The organism is Pseudomonas kielensis (assembly GCF_014236655.1).
GTDB lineage: Bacteria > Pseudomonadota > Gammaproteobacteria > Pseudomonadales > Pseudomonadaceae > Aquipseudomonas > Aquipseudomonas kielensis.
In genome coordinates this window covers 88,532-113,445 of sequence record NZ_JACMYG010000001.1, presented here as the reverse complement: position 1 = coordinate 113,445, position 24,914 = coordinate 88,532, and the positions used below count along the sequence as shown (strand labels likewise).

Sequence of the window (24,914 nt, the reverse complement as noted above, 5' to 3'; positions counted from 1 at the left end):
TGGTTCACGGCGTGTGGCCGTTAAACCACTGGTCCTTGTTGCGCAGGTGCCAGGCGAATACGCCCAGGGTCAGGCTGCGCAGCAACATGAACAGCAGGAATGTCAGCCACAGGCCATGGTTGCCCAGGCCCTGCAGGGCCCAGGCGAACGGCAGGACGATGACCACGCTCAACAGCATGCCGTTGCGCATTTCCCGCGCACGGGTGGCGCCGATGAACAGGCCGTCGAGCAGGTAGCTCCAGACCGCAATCAGGGGCAGGGCGGCCAGGTAGGGCAAGTAGCTGAAAGCGGTGTCGCGCACGCTCTGGATGTCAGTCTGCATTTCAATGAACAGGTGCCCGGCACACAGAAACAACAGGGCGAAACCGGTGCTGGCGATCAGCGACCAACCGCAAGCGACCACCAGCGAGCGGCGCAGGGCCTGGCGATCACGGGCGCCGATGGCGTGGCCACACAGCGCCTCCACGGCATGCGCCAGGCCATCGAGGGCGTGGGCCGTCAACAGCAGGCCATTGAGCAACAGGGCATTGGCCGCCACCGTCGCATCGCCGAGCCGGGCGCCCTGCACCGTGATCATGAAAAACACCGACTGCAGCGCCAGGCTGCGAATGAAGATATCCCGGTTGACCGCCAGCAGCGGCCGCCAGCTCTGCCAGATCGCCAGGGCCGCCCAGGCCATGTGCCCGGGATACGCGCGCAGGGCGCTGCGGGTCATGGCCAGGCCGAGCAGGGCGCCGGTCCACTCGGCGATCACCGACGCCCGGGCCGAGCCGACCACACCCCACTCCAGGCCGATGACGAACCACAGGTTGAGGGCGATGTTCACCAGGTTGGTGGTCAGCAGAATCGCCAGCGGTGCGCGGGCGTTCTGGGTGCCGAGAAACCAGCCGACCAGCGCATAGCTGGCCAGGGCCGCGGGCAAGCCAAACAGCCGGGTGTGGAAAAATTCCCGGGTCAGGTGTTCGAGTTCCGCCGAAGGCTGCATGAAGTGCAGCGCCACGCCACTCAGTGGCACCCCCAGGCTGCCCAGCAGCACGGCCAGCCCCAGCGCCAGCAGCAGGCCCTGCAGCAGGACCTGGCGCAAGGCTGCGCCGTCCCCGCGTCCGGCGGCCTGGGCGGCGAACCCGGTGGAGCCCATGCGCAGAAAACCCATGGCCCAGGCCAGGAAGGTGTACAGGCTGGCACCGACGGCCACGGCGCCCAGTTGGTGGGCATGGGGCAGGTGGCCGATCACGGTACTGTCGACCAGCGCCACCAGCGGCACCGAAAGGTTGGAGAGAATCATCGGCGCGGCGAGCGCCCAGACACGGCGGTGGGTCGGGCGGTCGCGCCAGTCGTTGATCAGGGTGGACATGCAGGCTCCTTGGGAGAGCGGCATTGTAGCGGCAGATCGGCGGGGGCGGTGCTTCGGGATCCGTTGCGGTCGGCTCCCGGCCAGCGAACCAAACATCCAACCGTTGGTCAATCACTCCAGCCCGGCAAACGCTTGGGCTATAGTTCAACCCTTCGATACTCCTGCCCACGAGTGCCCCATGCTTAACAAAGGATTGTTTCTGGCCGCTGCGCTGACCCTGCTCAGCGCCTGCGATTCATCGACCCCTGGCCAACCCCCGGCCAGTTCCGCACCGGCGGCCACGGTCAGCACCACCAAGGCGCACACCGGGCAGGACCTCGCGGCGCTGAAGCAGCGCTACGCCGGCCGAGAGTTGAGCGTGGTGGATGTCTCGGAAATCCAGCTCGACGGTGCCAGCACCCTGTCGGTGAGCTTCTCGGTGCCCCTGGACCCCCAGCAGAAATTCGCTGACAAGCTGCACCTGGTCGACAGCAAAAGCGGCAAGGTCGATGGCGCCTGGGAGCTCTCCGACAACCTGATGGAACTGCGCCTGCGTCACCTTGAGCCGCAGCGCAAGCTGGTGCTGACGGTGGATGCCGGACTGCTGGCGGTCAACGACGCCAAGCTGGCTGGCGAATACGTCAGCCGCCTGGAAACCCGCGACCTGCAAGCGACTGTCGGGTTTGCCAGCCGTGGCAGTCTGCTGCCCACGCGCCTGGCCGAAGGCCTGCCGGTGATTGCCCTGAATGTCGACAAGGTCGACGTCGAATTCTTCCGGATCAAATCCGAATCGCTGCCGGCGTTCCTTGCCCAATGGGGGCGCAACAACAGCCTGCAAAGCTATGAATCCCGTGAACTGCTGCCCATGGCCGAGCTGGTCTATGGCGGCCGCTTTGACCTGAACCCGGCGCGCAACACCCGCGAAACCCTGCTGTTGCCGATCGCCGGCCTCAAGCCCCTGCAACAACCGGGCGTGTACCTGGCAGTAATGCGCGCCTCGGGCACTTACAACTACTCGCAACCGGCGACCCTGTTCACCCTCAGCGACATCGGGCTCTCGGTGCACCGCTACCAGAACCGCCTGGACGTGTTCACTCAAGCCCTGGAAGGCGGCAAGGCGCTGGACGATGTCAGCCTGGAACTGCTCGACAGCGACGGTCGCGTGGTCGGCCAGGGCAAGACCGGGCAGGGCGGCCATGCGCAATTGCCGCTGCCGAAAAAAGCCGAAGTGCTCCTCGCCCACCAGGGCCAGCAGACCAGCCTGCTGCGGCTCAACAGTGCGGCGCTGGACCTGGCCGAGTTCAATATCGGCGGCCCCCAGTCCCATCCGTTGCAGTTCTTCGTATTTGGCCCGCGTGACCTCTACCGCCCCGGCGAGACCGTGCTGCTCAACGCCCTGCTGCGCGACGCCGACGGCAACGCGGTCAAGCCGCAGCCGGTGAGTGTCGAAGTGCGGCGCCCGGACGAGCAGGTCAGTCGCAAGTTCGTCTGGGACGCCGACGCCTCAGGCCTGTATCAATATCAGCTGCAACTGGCCGGCGAAGCACCGACCGGCCGCTGGCAGTTGGTATTCGACCTGGGCGACGGCAAGCCACAGCTCTACGAATTTCTTGTCGAAGACTTCCTGCCCGAACGCCTCGCCCTCGAACTCAAGGGCAGCGACCAACCGATCAAACCGGGCGACACCGCGCAAATCAGCGTCAATGGTCGTTATCTCTACGGCGCGCCGGCCGCGGGCAATCGCTTGAGTGGCCAGGTTTATGTGCGGCCCCTGCGTGAGGCGGTCAAGAGCCTGCCGGGTTATCAGTTCGGCTCGGTGACCGAAGAGGAGTTGAGCCAGGACCTGGAGTTGGAGGAAGCCGCGCTGGACGAAGACGGCGAAGTGCTGATCTCCCTCGACAGCAAATGGGCTGAAGCCAAGTCACCGCTGCAACTGATCGTCCAGGCCAGCCTGCAGGAGTCCGGTGGTCGGCCGATTACCCGGCGCGTGGTGCAACCGGTGTGGCCGGCCGAGCGCATGCCGGGGCTGCGGGCCTTGTTCGATGGCGAGGAAACCGACGGCGATGGTCCGGTCGAGTTCGAACTGTTGATGGCCAACAACCAGGGCCAGAAGCTGGCAGCCGACAACCTCAAGGTGCGCCTGATTCGTGAGCGCCGTGACTACTACTGGAACTACTCCGACAACGATGGCTGGAGCTATCACTTCAACGAGAAGTTCCTCACCCTTGCCGAAGAGACCCTGAGCATCAAGGCCGGTGACACCGCCAAGGTCAGCTTCCCGGTGGAGTGGGGCCCTTATCGGGTAGAGGTCGAAGACCCGCAGACCGGGGTTACCAGCAGCCTGCGCTTCTGGGCCGGCTACCGTGCCCAGGACAACGCCGAAGGCGGAGCGGTGCGTCCGGACCAGGTGAAACTGGCGCTGGATAAACCGGCCTATGCCGATGGCGACACGGCCACGGTCACGGTGACGCCACCGGCGGCCGGCAATGGCTACCTGCTGGTGGAATCGGCCGATGGCCCGCTGTGGTGGCAGGCAATCGAGGTGCCGGCCGAGGGCAAAAGTTTTGCCGTGAAGCTTGATCCGAAATGGTCGCGGCACGATCTGTATGTCAGTGCGCTGGTGATTCGTCCCGGCGAGCGCAAGGCCAATGTCACCCCCAAACGTGCGGTCGGCGTGCTGCACCTGCCGCTGGACCGGACCCAGCGCAAGCTCGGCCTGAGCCTGAGCGCACCGGAAAAAATGCGCCCCAAACAACCGCTGAGCGTGAAGATCCAGGCCAGGAATGCCGACGGCAGCGTGCCCAAACAGGTCCACGTGCTGTTGGCGGCGGTGGATGTCGGCATTCTCAATATCACTGAATACCCGACCCCGGATCCCTACTCCAGCCTGTTTGGGCGCAAGGCCTACGGTGCTGATCAACTGGACGTCTACGGGCAGTTGATCGAAGCCGGCCAAGGCCGTCTGGCCAGCCTGGCCTTTGGGGGTGATGCGGCGCTGGCCAAGGGCGGCAAGCGCCCGGACACCAGCGTGACCATCGTCGCCCTGCAGAGTGCGCCAGTCACCTTGAACGAGCAGGGCGAAGGCCAGGTCAGCGTCGAAATTCCGGACTTCAACGGCGAACTGCGCTTGATGGCCCAGGCCTGGACCGACGATCGTTACGGCATGGCCGAAGCCAAGACGGTCATCGCCGCGCCACTGATCGCCGAACTCTCGGCGCCACGCTTCCTCGCCGGCGGCGACCAGACCAGCCTGGCGCTGGACCTGTCGAACCTTTCGGGCAAGGCGCAGACGCTGCAAGTACAGCTGAGCACCGAGGGGCAACTGGCCCTGGTGGATACGGCTGCCCAGAGCGTGGCGTTGACCCCGGGCCAGCGCACCACCCTGCGGATTCCCCTGCGCGCCCTCGGTGGGTTTGGCCAGGGCAAGGTCAAGGTGCTGGTCAACGGCCTGGACTTGCCGGGCGAGAACCTGCCGCCGTTCACCCGGGAATGGACCCTGGGCGTGCGGCCGGCCTATCCGGCGCTGCTCAAGCACTATCGCGCGGTACTCAAGGAGCAACCCTGGAGCTTGCCTGACAGCGAGCTGGCCCTGTTCGAACCGGCGGGGCGCGAGGCCTTGCTCAGCCTCTCGAGTCGGCCACCGCTGAACCTGGGCGAGCAGATCCGAGCACTCAAGGCTTACCCCTACGGTTGTTCCGAACAAACCACCAGCGGCCTGTACCCGTCGCTGTATGCCGACGCGGCGAGCCTCAAGCGCCTGGGCCTGGAAGGCGAGCCGGAGGCCGAGCGCAAGCGCAAGATCGAGCTGGGTATCGAGCGTTTGCTGGGCATGCAGCGCTACAACGGCAGCTTCGGCCTGTGGGGTGCCGACGGGGAGGAGGAGTACTGGCTGACAGCCTACGTCACCGACTTCCTGCTGCGCGCCCGCGACCAGGGTTTCGGCGTGCCGGCCGATGCCCTGAAAAAAGCCAACGAGCGCCTGCTGCGTTACCTGCAGGAGCGCAACCTGATCGAAGTCGACTACAGCGAAAACGCCGAACACACGCGTTTTGCGGTGCAGGCCTATGCCGGCCTGGTATTGGCTCGCAGCCAACAGGCACCTTTGGGCGCGCTGCGCAGTCTGTTCGAGCGGCGCAGCGATGCCCGTTCCGGGTTGCCACTGGTGCAGTTGTCGGTGGCCCTGCAGTTAATGGGTGATCAACCGCGCGCGGGCCAGGCACTGGTTGCGGGACTTGCCGCGACACGCAAGGCCAACGACTGGCTGGCCGACTACGGCAGCCCGTTGCGTGACCAGGCGCTTATTCTGGCGCTGCTGCAGGAATACGACCTGGACAAGGGGCAGCGGGAAGAGCGGTTGTTCGAGCTGTCCGATCAGTTGGCTGCCAGCCCGTACCTGTCGACCCAGGAGCGCAACTCGCTGTTCCTCGCCGGCCGCAGTTTGCTGGGCAAGCCTGAAGCCAACTGGACTGCGCAATTGAGCAGTGGCACGCAAACCCGTGAGCTCAACAACGCCCAGCCCGGGCTCAAGCTGCAAGGGCCGCTGCTGGCCTCGCCGCTGACGCTGAGCAATGCCGGCAGCGAGCCGGTCTACCAACAGCTGACCATTTCCGGTTATCCACAGCAGGCTCCGGCGCCAGGGGGCGAGAACCTGAGCATTCGGCGTGAGTACCTGGGCATGAATGGTGAGCCGCTGGACCTCAAGGCATTGGCCAGCGGTGACCTGGTGCTGGTGCACATCGCCGTCAGCGCCAAGCAGCGCGTGCCGGATGCCCTGGTGGTGGACTTGTTGCCGGCCGGCCTGGAATTGGAGAACCAGAATCTGGCCCAAAGCGCTGCCAGCCTGGAAAACGCCAGCAGCAAGGTCAAGCAATGGCGGGAATCGATGCAGAACGCCAGCCTCAAGCACCAGGAGTTCCGTGACGATCGTTACGTGGCAGCGTTGAACCTGGACGGCTATGGCACCACGCACCTGCTGTACCTGGCGCGGGCGGTCACGCCCGGCACCTATCGGGTACCGCCACCGCAAGTGGAGTCGATGTACCGGCCGAACTGGCAGGCGGTGGGTGAGACGGTGCCGGAGATGGTGATCAAGGGGCGGTGAATGCAGGCTCGGCAGCGGCTACCCCTGTAGCATTTGCCGAGCCCGCGAGGCTGCGGGGGGCGCTGCGCAACCCAGCGCAGCCTTCGGCAGCGGCTACAGGGTCGGGTTCAGTGAATCACCCAACTCAACACCCACAACCCCAGCACCAGCCAGATGATCCCGCCGATGATCGAGGCGCGCATGAACGCGCGGATCGCCGAGTACAGCAACAACAGGCCGACCACCAGCGCAAGGATACTGACGATCGAAGTGTCCATGCCCAACGCCTGTGACAGCCCCTCGACAAAGTTGCCGCCAGCGTGGCTCAAGGTGTTGAACAAGCCACTGAGGAGGTCGACGATGAAGCGGATGACCGACCCCAGCGCCTGGCCGAGCCATTCGAAAAAGCTTTCTACCTGCATGTGTGCATCCTGATGAAAGAGTGGGCGTGGGTGCCAGAGTTGAAGCTTTGGCTGTTGAATCTGTGGGTGAGTTCCCTTGAAGCATAGAGGTTTGCGGGTTTGATTTTTCCAATACTAACGCGGCGCCTGAGTTCGTGGAGCAAGCGGGTGTGGCGTGGGCTGCTGGGCAGCGTGGTGCTGCTGGTGGCCCTGGTGTGGCTGGCCGACCGCCTCTGGCCGTTGCCCCTGCCCCAGGACGACCTGGCGCGGGTGGTGCTGGCCGAAGACGGCACGCCGCTGTGGCGCTTCGCCGATGCCAACGGCGTGTGGCGCTACCCGGTGCAGACGAGCGAAGTCTCGCCCTATTACCTTGACGCACTGCTGACCTACGAAGACCGCTGGTTCTACCAGCATCCGGGCGTCAACCCGCTGGCGCTGGGCCGGGCGGCGTGGCAGAACTTGAGCGGCGGACGGGTGCTGTCCGGCGGCAGCACGTTGTCGATGCAAGTGGCGCGGCTGCTCGACCCCCATCCGCGGACGCTGTTGGGCAAGTTGCGGCAACTGTGGCGCACGGCCCAGTTGGAATGGCATTTGTCCAAGGAGCAGATTCTCAACCTGTACCTCAACCGCGCGCCGTTCGGTGGCACCTTGCAAGGCGTGGCCGCCGCCAGTTGGGCTTATCTGGGCAAGTCACCGCAGCACCTGACCCACGCCGAAGCAGCGTTGCTGGCGGTGTTGCCACAAGCGCCCAGTCGCTTGCGTCCGGATCGTCATCCGGCTCGCGCGCAAGTGGCGCGGGACAAGGTGCTGCGCCGGCTCGGCGAATTTGCCGTGTGGCCGCAGTCGGCGGTCGACGAAGCCCTGGAGGAACCCTTGCTGCTGGCGCCCCGCCTGGAGCCCAGCCTGGCGCCCTTGTTGGCGCGCCGCTTGAACCGTCCGCACAGCCCGCCGTTGATTCGCACCACCCTCGACGCCAATCTGCAACGGCGTCTCGAGGACCTGTTGCTGGGTTGGCGCGCGCGCTTGCCGGAGCACACCTCGGCGGCGATCCTGGTGGTCGAGGCACACAGCATGGCGGTGCGCGCCTATCTGGGCTCGGTGGACATCAACGACACCCGGCGCTTTGGTCATGTCGACATGATCAGCGCCCTGCGCTCGCCGGGTTCGACACTCAAGCCGTTCCTCTATGGCATGGCCATGGACGCCGGGCTGATCCATTCCGAGTCGCTGCTGCAGGATGTGCCCCGGCGTTACGGCGATTACCGCCCGGGCAACTTCTCCATGGGCTTCAGCGGCCCGGTACCGGCCAGCAGTGCGCTGTCCACTTCACTGAACCTGCCGGCCGTGCAGTTGCTCGAAGCCTACGGCCCGAAACGGTTTGCCGCCGAAATGCGCATCGGCGGCATGCCATTGGCCTTGCCGCCCCTGGCCGAGCCTAACCTGTCGCTGATCCTCGGCGGGGCGGGGAGCCGCCTGGAAGACCTGGTCAGCGGCTACAGCGCCTTTGCCCGGGGCGGCAAGAGCGCCCCTATCCGCTTGCAGCCCGATGACGAACTGCGTGAACGGCCGCTGCTGTCGCCGGGTTCGGCGTGGATCGTGCGGCGCATTCTCAGCGGGCAGGCACGCCCCGACCGAGATCCGCGAGCCGAGTTGGTGCAGCGCCCGCTGCTGGCCTGGAAAACCGGCACCAGTTATGGCTTTCGTGATGCCTGGGCGATTGGCGTCGGCCCGCGTTACCTGATCGGCATCTGGATCGGCCGCCCGGACGGCACTCCGGTACCCGGGCAGTTTGGCCTGGCCTCGGCGGCGCCGCTGATGCTCCAGGTACACGATGTGCTGATCAACCGTGACAGCCAGCGCGGCATCAGCGCCCCAGTGCAGCCGGTGCCGTTGAACGTCGGGGTGGCTGCGATCTGCTGGCCCCTGGGACAGCCCATGAGCCGCACCGACCCCAACTGCCGCCGCCAGCGCTTCGCCTGGACCCTGGACGGCACCACGCCGCCGACCCTGCAAGCCATGGATCAGCCGCTGGGTGTGGGTCTGGTGGAAAAGATCTGGGTTAACGCGCGTGGGCTGCGGGTCGACGCCAAGTGTCCTGGTGCGGTGGCTCGGGACATCGCGTTGTGGCCGGCACCGCTGGAGCCTTGGTTGCCACGGGTCGAACGGCGCGAAGCACGCTTGCCGGCCAATGACCCGGATTGCCCGGGGCCGCTGCTGGCGGCATCTTCACCGTTGTCCATCGTTGGCGTGCGTGAGGGTGATCAGCTACGGCGACCGGCCGCCAGCCAGGAGCTGCTGCGCCTGAAGCTGTCGGCATTGGGGGGCAGCGGTCGGCGCTGGTGGTTCGTCAACGGCGCCCCGCTGGGCGACAGCGCCAATCAGGAGAGCATCAACGCCACCTTCGAGCAGCTTGGACCTGTTGAGTTGAGCGTGCTGGATGAGGGCGGGCAGACGGCGCGGGTCGAGTTCAATGTTGTCGATTAGTCCGCCATTGCGCTCCGCTTGCTCGCGATCTGTCGCGCAGCGACAGCTTGCTTCCTGCGGTCATCCGCTTGAAGCTATACGCCTTCAGGAGAGCCCGATGAACCTTGTTGAACTGACCGAACGCCTGCACAGCATCCGCGACCGCAATGACTGGCGGCAATTCCATAGCCCGAAAAACCTCGCCATGGCCGCCAGTGTGGAAATGGCCGAACTGGTGGAAATCTTCCAGTGGCTGAGCGAAGACCAGTCGCGCCAATTGCCGCCCGACGCCCTGGCCCACGCCGGGCAGGAAGTGGGGGATATCGTGCTGTATCTTCTGCTGCTGTGCAGCGAATTGGGGTTGGACATGGAGCAGGTGGTGCGCAGCAAGCTGGCCGACAGCGAACGGCGGTTCAGCTGATGAGCGACCGTCATTTCGATCAGTTGGCGACCCGCTTCGCGGAAAAAATCTACGGCGGTGCCAAAGGCGCGATTCGCCTCGCGGTGTTGCAGGCGGACCTGGCGGAAACCTTGCCGGACCGTCCGCTGCGGGTGCTGGACATCGGCGCGGGCCTGGGCCACATGTCGCTGTGGCTGGCCGAGCGCGGCCACCAGGTGACCCTGGCCGAGCCGGCCGAACCGATGCTCGAGGGGGCGCGCCAGCGTTTCGCCGAGGCCGGACAAACCGCGACCTTTATCCAGGCGCCCTGGCAGGAACTGCTCGGCCAGCTCACCGAGCCCTATGACCTGGTGCTGTGCCATGCGGTGCTGGAGTGGCTGGCCGAACCCCATGCGATTCTCCCCGTGCTGCATCAACTGACCGTGCCGGGCGGTTGGTTGTCGCTGGCGTTCTACAACCGCGACGCGCTGATTTACCGCAACCTGCTCAAGGGTCATTTCCGCAAGATGCGCAAGAACGACATGGCGGGCGAGAAGCAGAGCCTGACCCCGCAGATGCCCCTGGATCCACGCGAACTGGCGACGCAACTGCAGGGCCTGTGGACGGTCGAAACCCAGAGTGGGGTGCGGGTTTTCCATGACTACATGCCCGTGGAGTTCCAGGCCCGTGCCGAACTGCTCGACTTGCTGGAGATGGAACTGGCGCACCGTCGCCACCCGACGTTTGCCGGGTTGGGACGTTACCTGCACTGGATCTGCCGCCCGGTCTGATCCCGATACCTGTGGAGGGCATCATGAAACGCCGTCTTGGATTGATCGCCCTGTGCCTGGGGCTTGGTGCCTGCCAGGGCAGCAACCCGTATGTCGCCAGCTCCAGGCCTTTGCCGCCGGCGCCGCCACAAGCGGCCAAGACCTTTGACCGCAGCGCCTATCCCGCGGCACCGCGAGACTTCGCGCGTTACCGCAGTTGGGCCTGGCTCGACGGCCAGATGCCCAATGGCTCGGCCTGGGCGGACTCGGCGCAGATCGCTGAAATCGTGAGCAATGCCCTCGACCAGCGAGGCCTGCGCCCCTTGCACGACCAGCAAACGGCAGACCTGCTGGTCAGTGCCGACCTGCACCAGGAAACCCGCCTGCAGCAGGTGCAGGACGATTACGGTTATGGCGCCTACGGCGGCTACAACCGTTATGGCAACGGCTATGGCAGTGGTGTCGGCATGTACAACACGGTGCCCATTGTGCGCACCTACCAGATTCAGGTGCTGGTGGTGCGGGTCGATCTGTACGACGCGGGCAGCGGCCAGCCGGTGTGGAGTGCCAGCGCCGAAACCAGCGTCAACGGCAGTGAACGCGAACGCGGTGATGCATTAAGAGAAGCTGTCGAAAAGGCCGTAGCGGCGTATCCTCCGTCTTAATGACTCCCATTCGTGTACGGGTCTGAACCGGAGATAAACCATGTTCCGCCGTCTCGCATTCGTGGCATGCGCTGTGTTGCTCAGTGCTTGCCAGTCCAATCAGGTCAACCACGACTTTGACGCCAGCCGCGACTTCGCCGCCTACCACAGCTGGACCTGGAAAGAGCCCGCCCTGCAATACCGCCCGGATGATCCGCGGATCAAGAGCGACCTCACCGAGCAACGCATTCGCCAGGCGGTGGCCGATCAGCTCGACCAACGCGGCCTGCGCCCGGCCACCGGGAGCAGCAAGGGTGACCTCGATGTGCAGACCTACCTGATCATCGAAGAGCGCCAGCAACAGATCACCACCAACTACGGCGGCGCCTGGGGCAACCCCTGGAACGGTTACTGGGGCGCACCGATGTACAACGAAACCCGCAATGTCAGCTACAAGGTCGCAACCATCCAGATCGACCTGCTGGACGGCAAGGACGGCAAGCTGGTGTGGCGCGGCAGTGACGAACAGATGCTCAGCAGCTCTCCCAATCCCAGCGATCGCAGCAATGCGATACGCGAGACGGTGACGCGGATTTTGAGTAACTATCCGCCTAGATAAGCACGCCTGACCGACCATCTGGCAGCGGCACTGGCAACTTGCCAGCGCCGCGCGCGCGCGTTGACTACACTGCGAACACTACTGGAGGTAGCAAGGAGTGCTCGATGTCTCCTCGTTCTTGCTTTCGCGGTCGAGATCGCCAGCGTGGGGCCATTGGCCTGGTCGCGGCGATGACCCTGGGCTTGGCGCTGTTGTTTGCGCTGTTGGTGGTCGACAGCGGTCGGCTGTACCTGGAACAGCGCAAGTTGCAGCGGGTGGCGGACAGCGCTGCGCTTGAAGCTGTCAGCCGTCGCGGTAATTGCCTGCCCGGCCTCACGGCGGCTACGTATGCCGGACAAAGCGCGGTTCGTAATGCCTTTGTTGTCGGTCCCTCCAGCACACTGACCACTACCTGCGGGGTGCTGGTCACAGCCGCCAGTAACCTGCGTACATTTGCCGTTGATGCCAGCCAGTCCGCGGCCATCCGCGTGGTTGCCACTCAGGTCGTGCCGACCTCTGCGGTGAGCGCGCTACAAGGCTTGTTTGGCGGGACTGCGGTGAGCATCAACACCCCTCTGACGGCGACTGCCGTGGCGGCGAGCCCCAAGCCGACCCTGGCGCAGTTAAGCATTCGCAGTACGCTGCTCAGCGTCGATACGGCCAGGTCGAACATTCTCAATCCATTGTTTTCCTCGCTGCTGGGCGGCAACGTGAACCTGACGGCGGTGGGCTGGGATGGCCTGGTCAAGACGGACATCAATCTGCTGAAGTTCATGGATCAGTTGGCGATCGAACTGGGCGTCACTGCGGGCGACTATACGGCGTTACTCCAACAGCAGGGCACGGTCACCCAATTCATCCAGGCGGCGATAAAGGTGGCACCTATCAATGGCGCCACGGCCGACGTCAAAGCGGCACTGGCCAGTCTGCAGGTTGGGGCAATCAATGCGCCGCCGATCAAGCTGGGCGACATTCTGCAATTGCAAACCGGTACTACCGCCGCCGGGCTGGATGCGGCGGTGCAATTGTTCCAGTTGGTGCAGGCTTTCGTGCAGTTGGCCAACAAAAACTCGGCGGCGACTGCCGTTCTACCGGTCAATGTGCTGGGCCTGCTAGGTATGAAGACCACGCTCAAAGTGATCCAGCCGCCCCAGTTTTCTGCCGTTGGCGATCCCGAGCTGGCAAAGGTCTCGCCCGAGTTCGGAGTGAATCGAATCTATGTCAGTACCGCGCAAGTGCGGGCACTGGTCGCGGTGGATCTGTCGTTGATCAACGCAGTGCTGCAGCTCGTCAACTCGCTGTTGAGCGCGGTGGTGGCTACGATCAACACGTTGCTGGCCCCCGGCTGTCTGCTGGGCGGAAGTTGTACGCAGACGGACCTGCAAATATTGCCGGCAGGTCTCAATCTGGATGTCGGGCTGGAGGCTGGCGTGGGCTCCAGTTATGTCACTGACTACGCCTGTAACCTGCCCACTCGCAAAAGCCTGACCGCGACAACGGAAGTCACCGCGCTCAAGCTCAAAGTCGGTCGCATCGACCCGACAAGCTGGTTTTCCTCCGCGTCGTCACCGGTACCGACGCCGATCACTCTCTACGACGTTGGCAGCCTGGCCTGCCAGGGACACTTGCTGGCCCCCATGACCTGTGGTGCGCGCACGCGCTTTGCCGGTGGCGGCGCTGAAATCATGATCGATTCGTCAGTGGTCGGCAGCAAAGAGTCCAACTATGTCTATGACAACCCCAAGGACGTCAACGTAGCCCCCATGCCGTTGCACTCGGTTTCTGTCTCCAATGTGGTGGGCAGCTTGAGCGGGACGCTGGGAGGGGTGAAGCTCAAATCCTATCCGGTGACGCTCAGTTCCGGTCTGCTTGGTCTGGTGCTGGGAACACTGCTCTCGACGCTGACCCAGGTCTTCGATTTGCTCACCGTTGCGATTAATGGCCTGCTGTCGCCTTTGGTTGACCCGCTGTTGAACAGCCTGTTGTTCAATCTTGGGATCGATGTCAACAAGGTCGATGTGGGATTCAACCTGACCTGTGGGCAAAAGGGCAAAGCTTACCTAGTGATCTAGGTCGGCGGCACAATCGGCAGCTCAATGCAGAAGCACGCACCCTGCTCGGCGTTGTGCACGCTCAACTGGCCGCCCATGTTCTGCACGATGCCATAGCTCACCGACAACCCCAGGCCGGTGCCGACGCCCACCGGTTTGGTGGTGAAGAACGGTTCGAAGATGCGCTCCAGCAGGCGCGGGTCGATGCCGCCGCCGTTGTCTTCGACCCACAGGCGCACCGCGCGCGTATCGGCCTCGGCGCGCAGGGTGATCCAGGGTTCAAATGCCTGCTGCACTTCACGCTTGCTCAGCAGGGCATCGCGGGCATTGACCAGCAGGTTGATCAACACTTGCTCCAGTTGATCGACATGGCCGCGGACCTGCACCTCGATGTCGAGGTGATGGATGCGCAACTCCACGCCCTTGCCACGCATGCCTTCGGCCAGCAGGGCCAGGGTGCCTTCCACTGCCTGTGTCGGATTGAACGGCTGCTGCTCGATTTCCGAACGCCGGCCAAACACCCGCATGTGATCGACCACCCGCGCGGCGCGTTGGACCTGGGTGTCGATACGACTGAGCTTGTCCTGCAGGTAGTCGGCCGCTACATCGCCGTTGCTCAAGCGCTTGAGCATATTGGCGACGGCCATGCGCATGACGTTCAGCGGCTGGTTGATTTCATGAGCCAGGCCCGTGGCCATTTCCCCGAGGGTGGCCATCTTGGCGCTCTGCATCAACTGTTGCTGGGAGCGCCGTACTTCAGTGTTGTCGCGGCCCACCGCCTGGACTTCCAGCAGTTGCCCCTGGTCATCGAAAACGCCGCGGTCCGACCACACCCACCAGGCGTGTTCGCGCCCGGGCAGTTGCAGGCTGATTTCGGCGGTGCTGACCGGGAACTCCGGGGTCAGTTGCTGGATGCGCAGCAGGAAGGCTGCGCGCTGCTCGGCTGACAACCAACTCCCCAGGTCGACGCCCGGCAGTTGCTCCGGCGGGTACTCCAGGTACTTGGCCAGTGGACGGTTGGCGAAGGTCAGGGTCAGGTCGGGACGGTAACGGCAGATCATCGCCGGCGAATCCTCAACCAGGATCCGGTAGCGCTCCTCGCTCTGGCGGACCTGCTCGGTGGCCAGGGTGGCTTCGGTATCGTCCAGCCACAGGCCGACCGCCTCGACCGGCAAACCCAGGTCATTGCGCAGCAACCGGGCCTCATCCAGTAACCAGTGGTAATCGCCAGCCCGGTCACGCATGCGGTAGCGCGCACGAACGCTGCCCTCGCGCAGCAGCTGGCGGGTGCGGACGAAGTACAGGTCGCGATCGTCGGGGTGGATCCGCTCGATCAGGCTGGTTTCCGTCAGTTCGCTCAGTTGCCAGCCGAGCAGCGGCAGCAGGCTGTCACTGAAAAAACACGGCTGCAGAGCACCTTCCTCATAGCGTTGCACGTAGATCACCGCGGGTGAGCTGGCGATCAGATTATCCAGCCGGGCATGGGCGGCGGCGGCCTGTTGCTGCTGATTCTTGATGTCGCTGATATCGAGCATGAAACCCACTGGCCGGCGCTGCTCGCCCAACTGCAACATCTGACCTTGCAGGCGATACCAGACCGGGGCCTGGCACTCGTCGCGAGCTTGCAGGCGCACGCTGAGTAGCAGGGGGCGGTCGCATTGCAGCAGGTCCTGCAGTCGACTCTGCAGCTCGGCGCGGTCGACCGGATGAAACACCGCCAGCCATTCGCTCAGAGGCAGGTGCGCGTGTTCCAGGTGCAGGTTACGGGCCAGTTGCGGGGCCAGTTGCACCCCCTCGTGCAGTTCCCACCAGCCGCTGCCGAGCAGCCCTTGCAGGGCGTCGAGGCGTTGCAGTTGCTGCTGTTGCTGCTGTTCACGCAAGCGCCCCAGTAGCGGCCCAGCCAGCGCGGCGAGCAGCAGCAACCAGTCACGCTCGCCGAGGGCTGGCGCAGGCTGCACCGCCGGATAAAAACCACAGAGCAGCCAGGCGCCGATCCCTTGGGCGTCGCGATACGGCACCAGCAAGCCTTCGGCATGGGCGAAGATGTCCCGCAGGCGCGGATCAAGGCCGGCACTCTGAACGCCATGCAAAACGTGGGGACGGCTGCCGTCCAGACTGTCCAGCCCCGTGCCCAGCGACTGATCGGTGTGCCAGAGCCGGGGAGCATCGTGGGCGTGGTAATGGCTGTGGATCCGCCAGTCCTGTTGCGCCTCATCGAGCAGGGCAATGGCCACGCAGGGGATCCGCCAATGCTGGGCCAGGTCCTGCAATTGTTCGCGCAAAACCTGCGGCAGGCGCGTCAGGCTGCACAGGCGCAGTTGCTCACTGCAGCGTGCGGCCAGCGCCTGGCAGGTGTCCCGGGTCTGGGCCTGTTGCCGCTCCTGCAGTAAGTCACCGATGTCGAGCAATTGCAGGAGCCAGCCATCCTCAGCCGGCTGTGCCCAGCCGCGCAGGTGCAGGGTGGTTGCACCCAGACCTGTGAAGTCCAGGTCCAGGCTGTGTCCGTGCCATTCGCTGGGTGGGCCTTCGACGGCTAACCGGCTGCCCGGCACGAGGTATTCGCTCAGGTGCCGGGCAGTGCTGCCCGATAATGGGTGGGCGAGCGAATGGCGCACGGGGCCGCTGATCTGTAGCACGCGTCCTTGTGAGTCCAGTTGCAATTGCAGCCCCACGCTGGGCACGACCGGGCGCGCACGGGTGTCGAGTGGCATGGCGGGAGAGCGCTGCAGCAGTAGCCCGAACAGCTTGCCAGCGGGACTCAAAATTGAATGCTCGACTGTGCACTCAGGCTGGTCGGCAGGCTGGGCACCGTGCCCACTCCCGGCAACACCAGGAACGGAATCACCTGGTTGAGCTTGCTGGTGGGGTAGCTGACGCTGGCGGTCAACTGGCCTGCGCTGTAGACCGCTTTCGCATCGCCGCCGGTGCCATAGGTGAGGTTGAAGGCTTTGGGCACCCAGGACAGTTGCTGCTGCAGAACGGAGTTGGCCAGGTTGACCACGGCGTTCGGATAGTCGCTGGTATTGGGGTCCAGGGCGACGCTACGACGCACTGCCTCGGCCGTGGCCTCATTGAAGGACTGCATCAGCAACAGCGGCACGCTGTAACTGACGATGGCGTAGAACACCGCAAAAAAAATCACGAACACCAAGGCGAACTCAATGGCGACAGCGCCTTTTTGTTTGTGTGGCAGGTCTGTTTTCATGAGTGCGTCTACCCTGACTGTTACAACGTGCTTTGAGCATAGAATCATTCAGCCAACGCGGACGATTTTTCCAGATGCAAAGTCTTGTCTTGATGATCTGGCTGGCGCTGTGCGCGGCACAGGATGTTCAGCAGCGGCACATTTCCAATCGCCTGACGCTTGGCGCGGGTGCCGCGGCATTGGCCTACCTGCTCTGGAGCGGCACTACCTGGCTGGGCGCACCGGCCGAGCAGGGTGGCTGGGCTTTCCTTCTGGCAGTGGCGTTCACCTTGCCGGGATATGCGTTGGGACGGATGGGCGCCGGCGACGTGAAATTAATGGCGGCCATTGGCCTGGCCACCGAGCCGGTCCATTTGCTGGGCAGTTTTGTGGGTGCTGGTGTGCTGAGTGCCCTGTGGCTGTTACTGGCGCCAACGGTGTGGCCACTTATGGCTCAAGGACTTAGGAGGCGTGTTGAGTTTCTTGCGCCTGAGCTGTCAAAAAACCCACCTTTTGCCCCCTTCGTTTTCCTCGGCATGTTTCTGACAATCGCCTGGATTCAATAGGTTCCGCGCCGCCATCTTGCTATGTACATAGTCAGGAAGTACGTCTATTTTCAGGTCACAAGTTGTACGGTTCCCGGCTATTGGTACGGCAGTCATCAGCGCTTGGCCTGAACATGGAGTGGCGAGTGAACAAGTCCACATCGGCGGTAAAAGTATTGGTGGTCGACGACGAAACGTTGATTGTTGAAGAACTCTGCGAATTCCTGGAAAGCAGCGGTTACGTCTGCATTCCCTGTGGGTCCGGCCAACAGGCCATCGAGTGCTTCAGCGAGGACGCCGACATCGGCCTGGTGCTCTGTGACCTGCACATGCCGGACCTCGATGGCATCGAGCTGGTGCATGCGCTGCAGCGGGTGGCGGGCAAGCATCGAGCGTTCGAAGCGATCATGCTCACCGGGCGAGCCGACAAGCAGGATGTGATCAAGGCGCTGCGGGCCGGGATCGCGGACTATTACCAGAAACCGATCAACCTCAACGAACTGCTCGAAGGCCTGCAGCGCCAGGAAGCAGCCCTGCAGGAGCGGCAGAAGGACTTGCAACTGGGGCATTTGAACCAGAAGCTGCAGCATCTTTCCGAAACCATCAACGACCTCTACCAGGACATCGACAAAGTCCGCCGGACACCGTCAGTGGAGGCCTCGCACAACCCCGCCACCGACGCTGACAGTCATGCGGACCAGGCCCAGATCCCGGCCCTGTTCAACCAGCTCTCGCCCCGTCAGCTGGACGTCGCGCGCCTGGTCGGCAAGGGCCAGACCAACTACCAGATCGCCTGTGAGCTGGGCATCACCGAGAACACGGTGAAGCTGTATGTGTCCCAGGTCCTGCGCTTGACCCACATGCATAACCGCACGCAATTGGCGTTGGCGCTGTCGCCGAGCAATTCGGGAATGCGCCGGCAAGTGACTGCGCATTAGTCGAGGGCGGTCCGCCGTTCAGTTGCCGGACGACATCTCGCCGGCACTGTCCTGATCGTAGAAATCCGGAATGCTGTAGCTGTACTTCTTCAGCCAGCGCTGCAGCGCCAATTCGCGCTCGGTGGCGGTAGCGGTCTGTGGCGTAGCGGAGGCGGCCTGGTTGCTGCTTTGCAGCACCAGCCACCCTTCGGTTTCCTGTTGTTGCGCCGAAGCGGGCCCCGACTCAATCGCCACGGCGCTCAGGGGCAGGCCCAGCAGGACCAGACAGCCAACAGTCGTTAGTTTCATCTGCGGTTCTCCTGCGGGTTACTTGAGGCTGATCGATGGGGTGTCGGCCGCAGCAACCCGGTCGCTGGCAGCCGTCCTGACGGTGGCCGGAACCTTGAGTCGTTCGGCGTGGGCCCGGGCGTTGGTGAATTGTTCCGGGCTCAGCCCGGCACTGCTGACCACTTCGGCGGCTTGCTTCCAATTGTCCTGATAGATCAGCAGCGTCACCAGATTGACCGCCGGCAAGGGGTCACTCTGCTTCAGTTCAATGGCGGTGAGAAATTCGAAACGCGCCTCGTCCAGGCGTAACTGGTTGAGGTAGACCACACCCAGATCATTGCGGATTTTCTCATTGGTAGGCGCCAGGCGCGCAGCCCGTTGCAGATGCGCCTGGGCCTGGCCGTTATCACCGCGAGCCGCATACAACTGGCCCAGGCCATGTTCCGCTTCAGCCGACACACAACTGCCGATCAGGCTGCGGTACAGCGGCTCGGCTTCGCTGCGTCCCAGCAGGCGATAGGCCCGGGCTTTGCGCAAGCGCACTTCGTTGAGGTTGTCGGGGAGCTTTTCCAGATTGGCCAGGCTGGCGTGCAGCTTGCCGTCGCTGGCCATGTCGTCGGCCAGGTTGACCGCCAGCTCCTGCTCGGAATTGAGCCGAGCGCAACTGCCCGACGCAGTCAGCGCCGACCAGGGGGCAGCCCCTCCCGTAGCGCAACCGCCGAGCATTAACAGACTTGCTGCAAGCATCATTATTCTCATCAGCTTCTCTCTAAGAGCCGAACGCGCGGGCAATGGCGGTGAAGCCTGGGCCACCCAGAACGATCAGCAAGGCCGGAAACAGAAACACCATCATCACCACCGACATTTTCGCGGACATTTTCGAGATGTATTCCTGCTGGTGTGTGAGGCGTCGATCGTCGAGCAGTTGCTTGAGCGCCAGCAGCGATTTCATTGCGCCGCCACCTTGCTGAATCAGTTGCTGGAGGATCACGCAGGTGTCGTTGAACTCATCCACGGCCAACAGTTTTGCACTCTGGTTCAACTCCTGGCCCAGCTCCAGGCCCGAGTCGACCCGAGCCAGGACCAGGCGCAGTTCGCTGGTCAGTTCCGGCAGCAGTTTTTGCGCTTGCGTGCTCAACACCCGAAGTGCCTGTTCCACGGCCATGCCTGATTCGAAGAGGATGCGCAGCAAGGGGATAAAGGTAGAGATTTCTCTGGCAATGATCTGTTGCCGGCGTTTGGCCGCGTAGGCCAATACCCGTTTTGGCAGCAGGTAGCCAACGCCCATCAGCAGCAATGGCACTAACCAGGGATGACTGGCGGCAGGGAAAAAAATCTCGCGCAAAAACACCGCCAGCCCCAGCACCAGCAAGGGCGTACCGACCTGGATCGCGGCAAATAACGAGCGATCACTAGCTCGACGCCAACCCAGGCGAGCGAGCAAGGCCAGGGTCTCGTTGTCGGTGCTTACCGAGCGCTGGCTGAGCCTGTTGTCGCCCAGTACGCGCAGGTAATTGCTCAGGCGGCTGTCGCGCACCATCTGGCCTTGCAGGCGTTGCGCTACCTGACGCTCACGCCGTCGTTGCTGCAGCACGCTGCCCAGAGCCAGGATGGCGGCGGCGAGCAACAAAAAAGCACTGGCCAGGATCGCCATCTCAAATACTCCGCAACATGCGCCACAGCGCCAGGGAACCGCAGCTCTGCAGCACTACCGCGCTGATCAACATGTGCTGGCCGCTGGGGTCGCGCCACATACTGAGCATGTAATTGGGGTTGGTAATCAGGAAATAACACGCCAGGCAAGTTGGCAGCAGTCCCAGTACCCAAGCGGTCAAGCGAGTCTCGCCCGTCATCGCGCGCAGTTGGCGCGCCCCCTGTTCGCGTTCGCGAATCAGCTTGATCAGGTTCTCCAGCAGTTCGCTGGCATTGCCGCCATAACGATGGTTGACCTTCAACCCCAGGGCGAACATGCGCAGTACATCCCGGTCGTAGAGCTCGGCAAAGTCGTGGACGGCATCGGGTAGATTGACCCCCAGTTGCACGTTGCGTTGCACGCGAGCCAAGGCGTTTTTCAGTGGGTCGGCGCTGGCTTCGATACTGCCCATTACCGCGTCCGCCAGGGTTCTCCCGGACTTGAGGCTGCGCACGGTGTGATCGAGCAGTTGCGGCAGTTGCTCGATCATCCGCCGTACACGGCGTTGATAGCGCCAGGCGATGTACAGTCGCAGTGCCAGCGGCGGCAGCAGTAACAAAGCCAGCAGCCCCGACCAGCCGGCCACTGCAAAGCCGATCAGTATCGACAGGCTCCAGAGCAGCAACCAGAGCCCCATGCGCTCGGTTGGGCGCCCCATGCCTGCCCGCAGGAAAGCGCGGTCCAGGCCACTCCAGCGGGTCTTTTGCAACTCAAGCTGTGGTTGCCCCTGGGCCAGGCGGTCCATCACACGCTCGATGCCGGTTTGGCGCACACCGCGAAAGAACAGGTGGATCGACAAGCCGAGCAATACCAGGCAAATCAGGCTCAGCAATAGCGGTGCAAGCATGGTGGTGGCCTCGCCAGGTCAGTTGAGTGTCAGGCCTGTTTCCCGGCGCAGCTTGTCGCCAGCGGGATTGACCGCCTCGCGCAGGAAGCCGAAGCCGGTGCGACGGTCGAGGCGAAACAGGGTGTTGGTGACGTAGATGTCGTCGCGAATGCCCACCACTTCCACCACCTCGCTGACGCAGCGTCGACCGTCGGGCATGCGCGTCAACTGGATCACCACATCGAGCGCGGCGCAGATCATCTGGCGCAGCGTGCGCTCGGCGATCTGGCGGCCTGTCAGGCCCACCAGGGTCTCCAGGCGCAACAGGGCGTCCTGGGCGTTGTTGGCGTGCACGGTGCTCATCGAGCCGTCGTGGCCGGTGTTCATCGCCGTCAGCACGTCGAGCACTTCGACGCCGCGAATCTCCCCGAGGATGATGCGGTCCGGGCGCATCCGCAGGGCGTTGCGGATCAGGTCGCTGGCCTTGACCTCGCCATGGCCCTCGGCATTCGGCGGGCGGGTTTCCAGGCGCACCACATGGGGGTGGCCCAACTGCAGTTCGGCAATATCTTCGATGGTGACCAGGCGTTCGTGGGGGTTGATCAACTGGCTGAGGATGTTCAGCAAGGTGGTCTTGCCGGTGCCGGTACCGCCACTGATGAGGATGTTGCAGCGGCGGCCGACGGCTTCCTGGATGAACTCGAAAATCGCCTGGTCGATGGTCTGCATGGTCATCAGGTCGCTGCTCTTGAGCATGTCCTTGCGGAATTTTCGAATCGACAGGCAGGGGCCATCCAGGGCAATCGGCGGGATGATCGCATTGACCCGGCTGCCGTCGGGCATGCGTGCATCGACCATTGGCGAGGACTCGTCCAGACGCCGACCCAGGGGCGCGAGGATGCGTTGCATGACCCGTTCGACGTGGTGCGCGTCGATGAAACGCAGGTCACTCTGGTGCAACACCCCATCGCGCTCGATGAATACCCGGTGTGGGCCGTTGACCAGAATCTCGGTCACGGTGGGGTCGCGCAGCAGCACTTCCAGGGGGCCGAAACCGGTCAGCTCATCGACGATTTCTTCCGCCAGGCGCTCCATTTCATAGCGCGATATGGCCAGGTGCAGGCGCGCGATGTAGTCGGCGACCTTGTCGGTGACAAACTGCGCCAGCAGTTGGCGGGAGCCTTCCAGCAGGTTTTTTCCGGACTCCTCGATGGCGTCGATGATGTAGCGATGCAGGACCGGTTTCAGGCCTTCGTGATCGCCGTTGCCGACCGTCGGCCGGGCCGTGGCGCCAAACAGTTTTTCGCTGCTCATTTGCTGCCTCGCAGACGGTTCAGCCAGCTGGACTTGGGTGTGTCCGGGTGTTCGGAGCGCCGGGCCAGCCGTTCTCCCAGGGTGCGCAGGGCTTGGGTAAGGCCTTCGCGGGGGGCCAGTTCGAACAGGGTGACCCCCTGGTTTTTCGCGTTGAGCCGCACCTCGGGGCTGTAGGCCAGCGTGGCCATGACTTCCAGGCCAAAGCTTTTACCCAGGGTTTGCGAGTCGGGCGCCACATTGCGCAGGTAGCGATCCACCAGCAGTTGGGCATGTTCCAGCTTCATACCTTTTTCACGCCACACGTTGAGCACGGCCAGGTTGCGTCGACAGTCGAGCACGCTTTGGTCGGTGTACCACAGCAACTTGTCGCAGTGGCTGACGAAGGTTCGCACTGCTTCGCTGTCAGGCTGGCCGGTGAGGTTCACCACGATGTGCTGGAAGTGTTGGCGCAAGGCGCTGAGCAGCATGTAGAGCTCGGCGGCACTGGTGTGCTCCAGGGGCTCATCATTGCTGGCGTAGGCGAGGATGCGCATACCGCTTGGCGTGCAGGTAAAGGCACTGTCGATTAAGGTTGCATCGATACGCCGCAGATGACGCAGCGCGTCACCGAAGTGGAACGAGCTTTCCAGCCCGAGCAAGGCCAGGCTGTCGCCGCGGGGTAATCCCAGGTCCAGCAGCAGGGTCTGCTGGCCGCTCTTTTGCACGACCAGCGCCAGGTGACTGGAGAGCAGTGCGCCGTCGGCGTCGCTTTGGGTGCCGAACAACACGCTCAATCCTCCCATTTGGGTGTTGGGCACCACCGGCGGCAGACGCTTGCTCAAGCGGCGCACCAGCCCGGCCACCTCACTGGCGCGTGAGCCATAGGCGACAAAATCCCGCGCCCCGGCGCGCATTGCATTGAGCACCAGTTGATTGTCCATGCCGTCGCCCAGGGCGACGATCGCCAGCATCGGCTTGGCTTCCAGGGCGCCCTCGATCAGGGCGCTCTGGGCCACCACGTGTTCCCGGTCCAGGCCGACAAACACCAGGCTGGCGAAGGTCACGTCGACCAGTGCCAGCAACTCGTCAAGGCTACCGGCGCCAGCGCTGACCACCTGGCCCAGAGGCGCCAGTGCTCCTTGCAGCCACTCAAGGTCGGTGCTGTTGCGCGTGATGGCGACAAAGGTCTGGCTCAGGCTCTGGCTTTGGCTCATTGCGATAACCCGCTGCGCTTGTCGAAATTGCCGTTTTCCAGGAAGAACATGCGGTAGAAATTCGGGTCGTAGTTGCGCAGCTTCTCACCCGGCAGGGACGGCAGTTGGGCATCAGCCGCCAGTGGTTGCACCAGGTGCGGGGTGACGATCATCAGCAGCTCGCGCTCCTCGCGATTGATGTTCGTCTCGCGAAAGAACGCGCCGAGGATCGGGATGTCCCCCAGCCCGGGAAACTTGTTGACCTGGGAACTGTTGCGGGTGCTGATCAGGCCGCTGATGACAAAGCTTTCACCGTCCGCGAGGGAAATGCTGGTGTCGGTGCGCCGGATGGTCAGGGCTGGAACCAGGGTGCCGGCGATGTTCACGGCATTGCTGAAATCCAGTTCGCTGACTTCCGGTGCCACCTTGAGGGAAATCCGATTGCGCCCGACGATGGTCGGGGTCAGGGTCAGGCGAATCCCGAACTCCTTGTACTCGATGGACACGTTGTCGCTGCCGGAACTGGGAACCGGAATCGGGACTTCGCCGCCGGCCAGGAAACTCGCGCTCTGGCCACTGAGCGCCACCAGGCTTGGGCGGGCCAGGGTGTAGGCAAACCCGCTGCCTTCCAGGGCATTGATCATCACCATGGTCTTGCCGCCGATCCAGGAGAAGTTGAACTGGTCGTTGTTCACCGGCAGACGACCCTGGACCACGCCGTCGATGGTGGGAAGTGTTCTGGGGGAGCCAAACAGAAAGTTGCCACGGGTCCCGAAAATCGAGGCCGAAGCTTCCTTGAGCTTGGTGCGGCTGACTTCCACAAATCGAATGTCGGTCTGTACCTGGCTGGGCAGCAGGGTGTCTTCGGACGGCAGCTCGGCGGCGCGGGTCATGGCCGCCGTGGCCTTGCCCTGGACGAACACCATGCTTTGCCGCGGAGCGCTCGAGCAGGCGGTCCAGACCATCAGGCTGGTAGCCCCCGGCGCCATTCCGGTGAGCAGGAAGGCATTGCTGCCGCTGGGATGAACGTCGGCAATTTTCGGATCGCCGATGGCCAGGCGAGTAATCGCCACGGGCGATTGCAGGACCTGTTGCAATCCTTCCCCCACCTCCAGCACGGCGGGCAATGAGTCCAGCGCGCTGCAATTGCCCGAAGAGGCCAGGGCGACATCGACCGGCAGCCCCGCCAGGAGCAAGGCACAGATCACGCGATGGTAGAGCAGCATGGAACGACTATGCATAGACATGCATCCTTG

20 protein-coding genes are annotated in these 24,914 nt (G+C 63.6%); 9 read left to right on the top strand and 11 right to left on the bottom strand.

What is annotated here, in order from left to right; translation table 11 throughout:
• Positions 1 to 4: 4 nt before the first annotated feature.
• Complete coding sequence (locus H7995_RS00505) at positions 5 to 1,354, bottom strand: MATE family efflux transporter (protein WP_185817815.1); 1,350 nt, start codon at positions 1,352 to 1,354, stop codon at positions 5 to 7.
• A 178-nt stretch (positions 1,355 to 1,532) separates the two neighbouring features.
• Between H7995_RS00505 and H7995_RS00500 the strand changes: the two genes are divergently transcribed.
• Complete coding sequence (locus H7995_RS00500; RefSeq protein WP_182343334.1) at positions 1,533 to 6,434, top strand: alpha-2-macroglobulin family protein; 4,902 nt, start codon at positions 1,533 to 1,535, stop codon at positions 6,432 to 6,434.
• Positions 6,435 to 6,541: 107 nt separating this feature from the next.
• Here the strand turns inward: H7995_RS00500 and H7995_RS00495 are convergent, their stop codons facing one another.
• Positions 6,542 to 6,835: a hypothetical protein gene (locus tag H7995_RS00495; RefSeq protein WP_166590938.1), complete on the bottom strand. Its 294-nt coding sequence runs from the start codon at positions 6,833 to 6,835 to the stop codon at positions 6,542 to 6,544.
• A gap of 147 nt (positions 6,836 to 6,982) precedes the next feature.
• On the opposite strand from H7995_RS00495, the gene pbpC reads away from it, so the two are divergent.
• The 6 genes from pbpC to H7995_RS00465 all read left to right on the top strand — a co-directional run bounded on the left by pbpC (position 6,983) and on the right by H7995_RS00465 (position 13,740).
• Positions 6,983 to 9,298, top strand: coding sequence for a peptidoglycan glycosyltransferase PbpC (gene pbpC / locus H7995_RS00490; protein ID WP_185817814.1), 2,316 nt, complete (start codon positions 6,983 to 6,985; stop codon positions 9,296 to 9,298).
• A 97-nt stretch (positions 9,299 to 9,395) separates the two neighbouring features.
• Positions 9,396 to 9,698, top strand: coding sequence for a MazG-like family protein (locus tag H7995_RS00485; protein WP_166590936.1), 303 nt, complete (start codon positions 9,396 to 9,398; stop codon positions 9,696 to 9,698).
• A complete protein-coding gene (locus H7995_RS00480) occupies positions 9,698 to 10,447 on the top strand; it encodes a methyltransferase domain-containing protein (protein ID WP_166590935.1) in 750 nt (249 codons plus the stop codon). Before H7995_RS00485 ends, H7995_RS00480 begins: the two co-directional genes overlap by 1 nt.
• A gap of 23 nt (positions 10,448 to 10,470) precedes the next feature.
• The gene (locus H7995_RS00475; protein ID WP_166590934.1) at positions 10,471 to 11,091 is read left to right on the top strand and encodes a DUF4136 domain-containing protein; all 621 of its coding nucleotides are present in this window, start codon (positions 10,471 to 10,473) and stop codon (positions 11,089 to 11,091) included.
• Between the two features lie 40 nt (positions 11,092 to 11,131).
• Positions 11,132 to 11,689: a DUF4136 domain-containing protein gene (locus H7995_RS00470; RefSeq protein ID WP_166590933.1), complete on the top strand. Its 558-nt coding sequence runs from the start codon at positions 11,132 to 11,134 to the stop codon at positions 11,687 to 11,689.
• Positions 11,690 to 11,793: 104 nt separating this feature from the next.
• Positions 11,794 to 13,740, top strand: coding sequence for a pilus assembly protein TadG-related protein (locus H7995_RS00465; protein WP_185817813.1), 1,947 nt, complete (start codon positions 11,794 to 11,796; stop codon positions 13,738 to 13,740).
• Here the strand turns inward: H7995_RS00465 and H7995_RS00460 are convergent.
• Together H7995_RS00460 and H7995_RS00455 are read right to left on the bottom strand one after the other, a co-directional pair.
• Positions 13,737 to 16,481 (bottom strand): ATP-binding protein, encoded by a 2,745-nt coding sequence (locus H7995_RS00460; RefSeq protein ID WP_425312215.1) that lies wholly within the window; start codon positions 16,479 to 16,481, stop codon positions 13,737 to 13,739. The two genes, H7995_RS00465 and H7995_RS00460, sit on opposite strands and share 4 nt — an antisense overlap.
• The gene (locus H7995_RS00455) at positions 16,478 to 16,924 is read right to left on the bottom strand and encodes a TadE/TadG family type IV pilus assembly protein (protein ID WP_166590931.1); all 447 of its coding nucleotides are present in this window, start codon (positions 16,922 to 16,924) and stop codon (positions 16,478 to 16,480) included. The genes H7995_RS00460 and H7995_RS00455 overlap by 4 nt, the downstream gene beginning before the upstream one ends.
• A 74-nt stretch (positions 16,925 to 16,998) precedes the next feature.
• On the opposite strand from H7995_RS00455, the gene H7995_RS00450 reads away from it, so the two are divergent.
• Positions 16,999 to 17,469, top strand: coding sequence for a prepilin peptidase (locus tag H7995_RS00450; RefSeq protein WP_182343340.1), 471 nt, complete (start codon positions 16,999 to 17,001; stop codon positions 17,467 to 17,469).
• Between the two features lie 125 nt (positions 17,470 to 17,594).
• Positions 17,595 to 18,386, top strand: a complete 792-nt coding sequence (locus H7995_RS00445; protein ID WP_166590929.1) for a response regulator transcription factor — start codon at positions 17,595 to 17,597, stop codon at positions 18,384 to 18,386.
• Between the two features lie 18 nt (positions 18,387 to 18,404).
• Here the strand turns inward: H7995_RS00445 and H7995_RS00440 are convergent, their stop codons facing one another.
• From H7995_RS00440 to H7995_RS00410, 7 genes are read right to left on the bottom strand one after another with little or no spacing between them, the layout of a single operon-like run.
• A complete protein-coding gene (locus H7995_RS00440) occupies positions 18,405 to 18,674 on the bottom strand; it encodes a DUF3613 domain-containing protein (protein ID WP_166590928.1) in 270 nt (89 codons plus the stop codon).
• Between the two features lie 18 nt (positions 18,675 to 18,692).
• Positions 18,693 to 19,412 (bottom strand): tetratricopeptide repeat protein, encoded by a 720-nt coding sequence (locus H7995_RS00435; RefSeq protein WP_166590927.1) that lies wholly within the window; start codon positions 19,410 to 19,412, stop codon positions 18,693 to 18,695.
• 10 nt (positions 19,413 to 19,422) lie between these two features.
• The gene (locus H7995_RS00430) at positions 19,423 to 20,307 is read right to left on the bottom strand and encodes a type II secretion system F family protein (RefSeq protein WP_166590926.1); all 885 of its coding nucleotides are present in this window, start codon (positions 20,305 to 20,307) and stop codon (positions 19,423 to 19,425) included.
• Position 20,308: 1 nt separating this feature from the next.
• Positions 20,309 to 21,193 carry a type II secretion system F family protein gene (locus tag H7995_RS00425; protein ID WP_166590925.1) on the bottom strand — a complete coding sequence of 295 codons (885 nt, stop codon included), beginning with the start codon at positions 21,191 to 21,193 and terminating at the stop codon, positions 20,309 to 20,311.
• Positions 21,194 to 21,211: 18 nt separating this feature from the next.
• Complete coding sequence (locus tag H7995_RS00420; protein ID WP_166590924.1) at positions 21,212 to 22,486, bottom strand: TadA family conjugal transfer-associated ATPase; 1,275 nt, start codon at positions 22,484 to 22,486, stop codon at positions 21,212 to 21,214.
• Entirely contained in the window at positions 22,483 to 23,679 is a 1,197-nt protein-coding gene (locus H7995_RS00415; protein ID WP_182343345.1) for a CpaE/TadZ family protein, read from the bottom strand. Before H7995_RS00415 ends, H7995_RS00420 begins: the two co-directional genes overlap by 4 nt.
• Complete coding sequence (locus tag H7995_RS00410; RefSeq protein WP_166590922.1) at positions 23,676 to 24,899, bottom strand: type II and III secretion system protein family protein; 1,224 nt, start codon at positions 24,897 to 24,899, stop codon at positions 23,676 to 23,678. Before H7995_RS00410 ends, H7995_RS00415 begins: the two co-directional genes overlap by 4 nt.
• Positions 24,900 to 24,914: the final 15 nt, after the last annotated feature.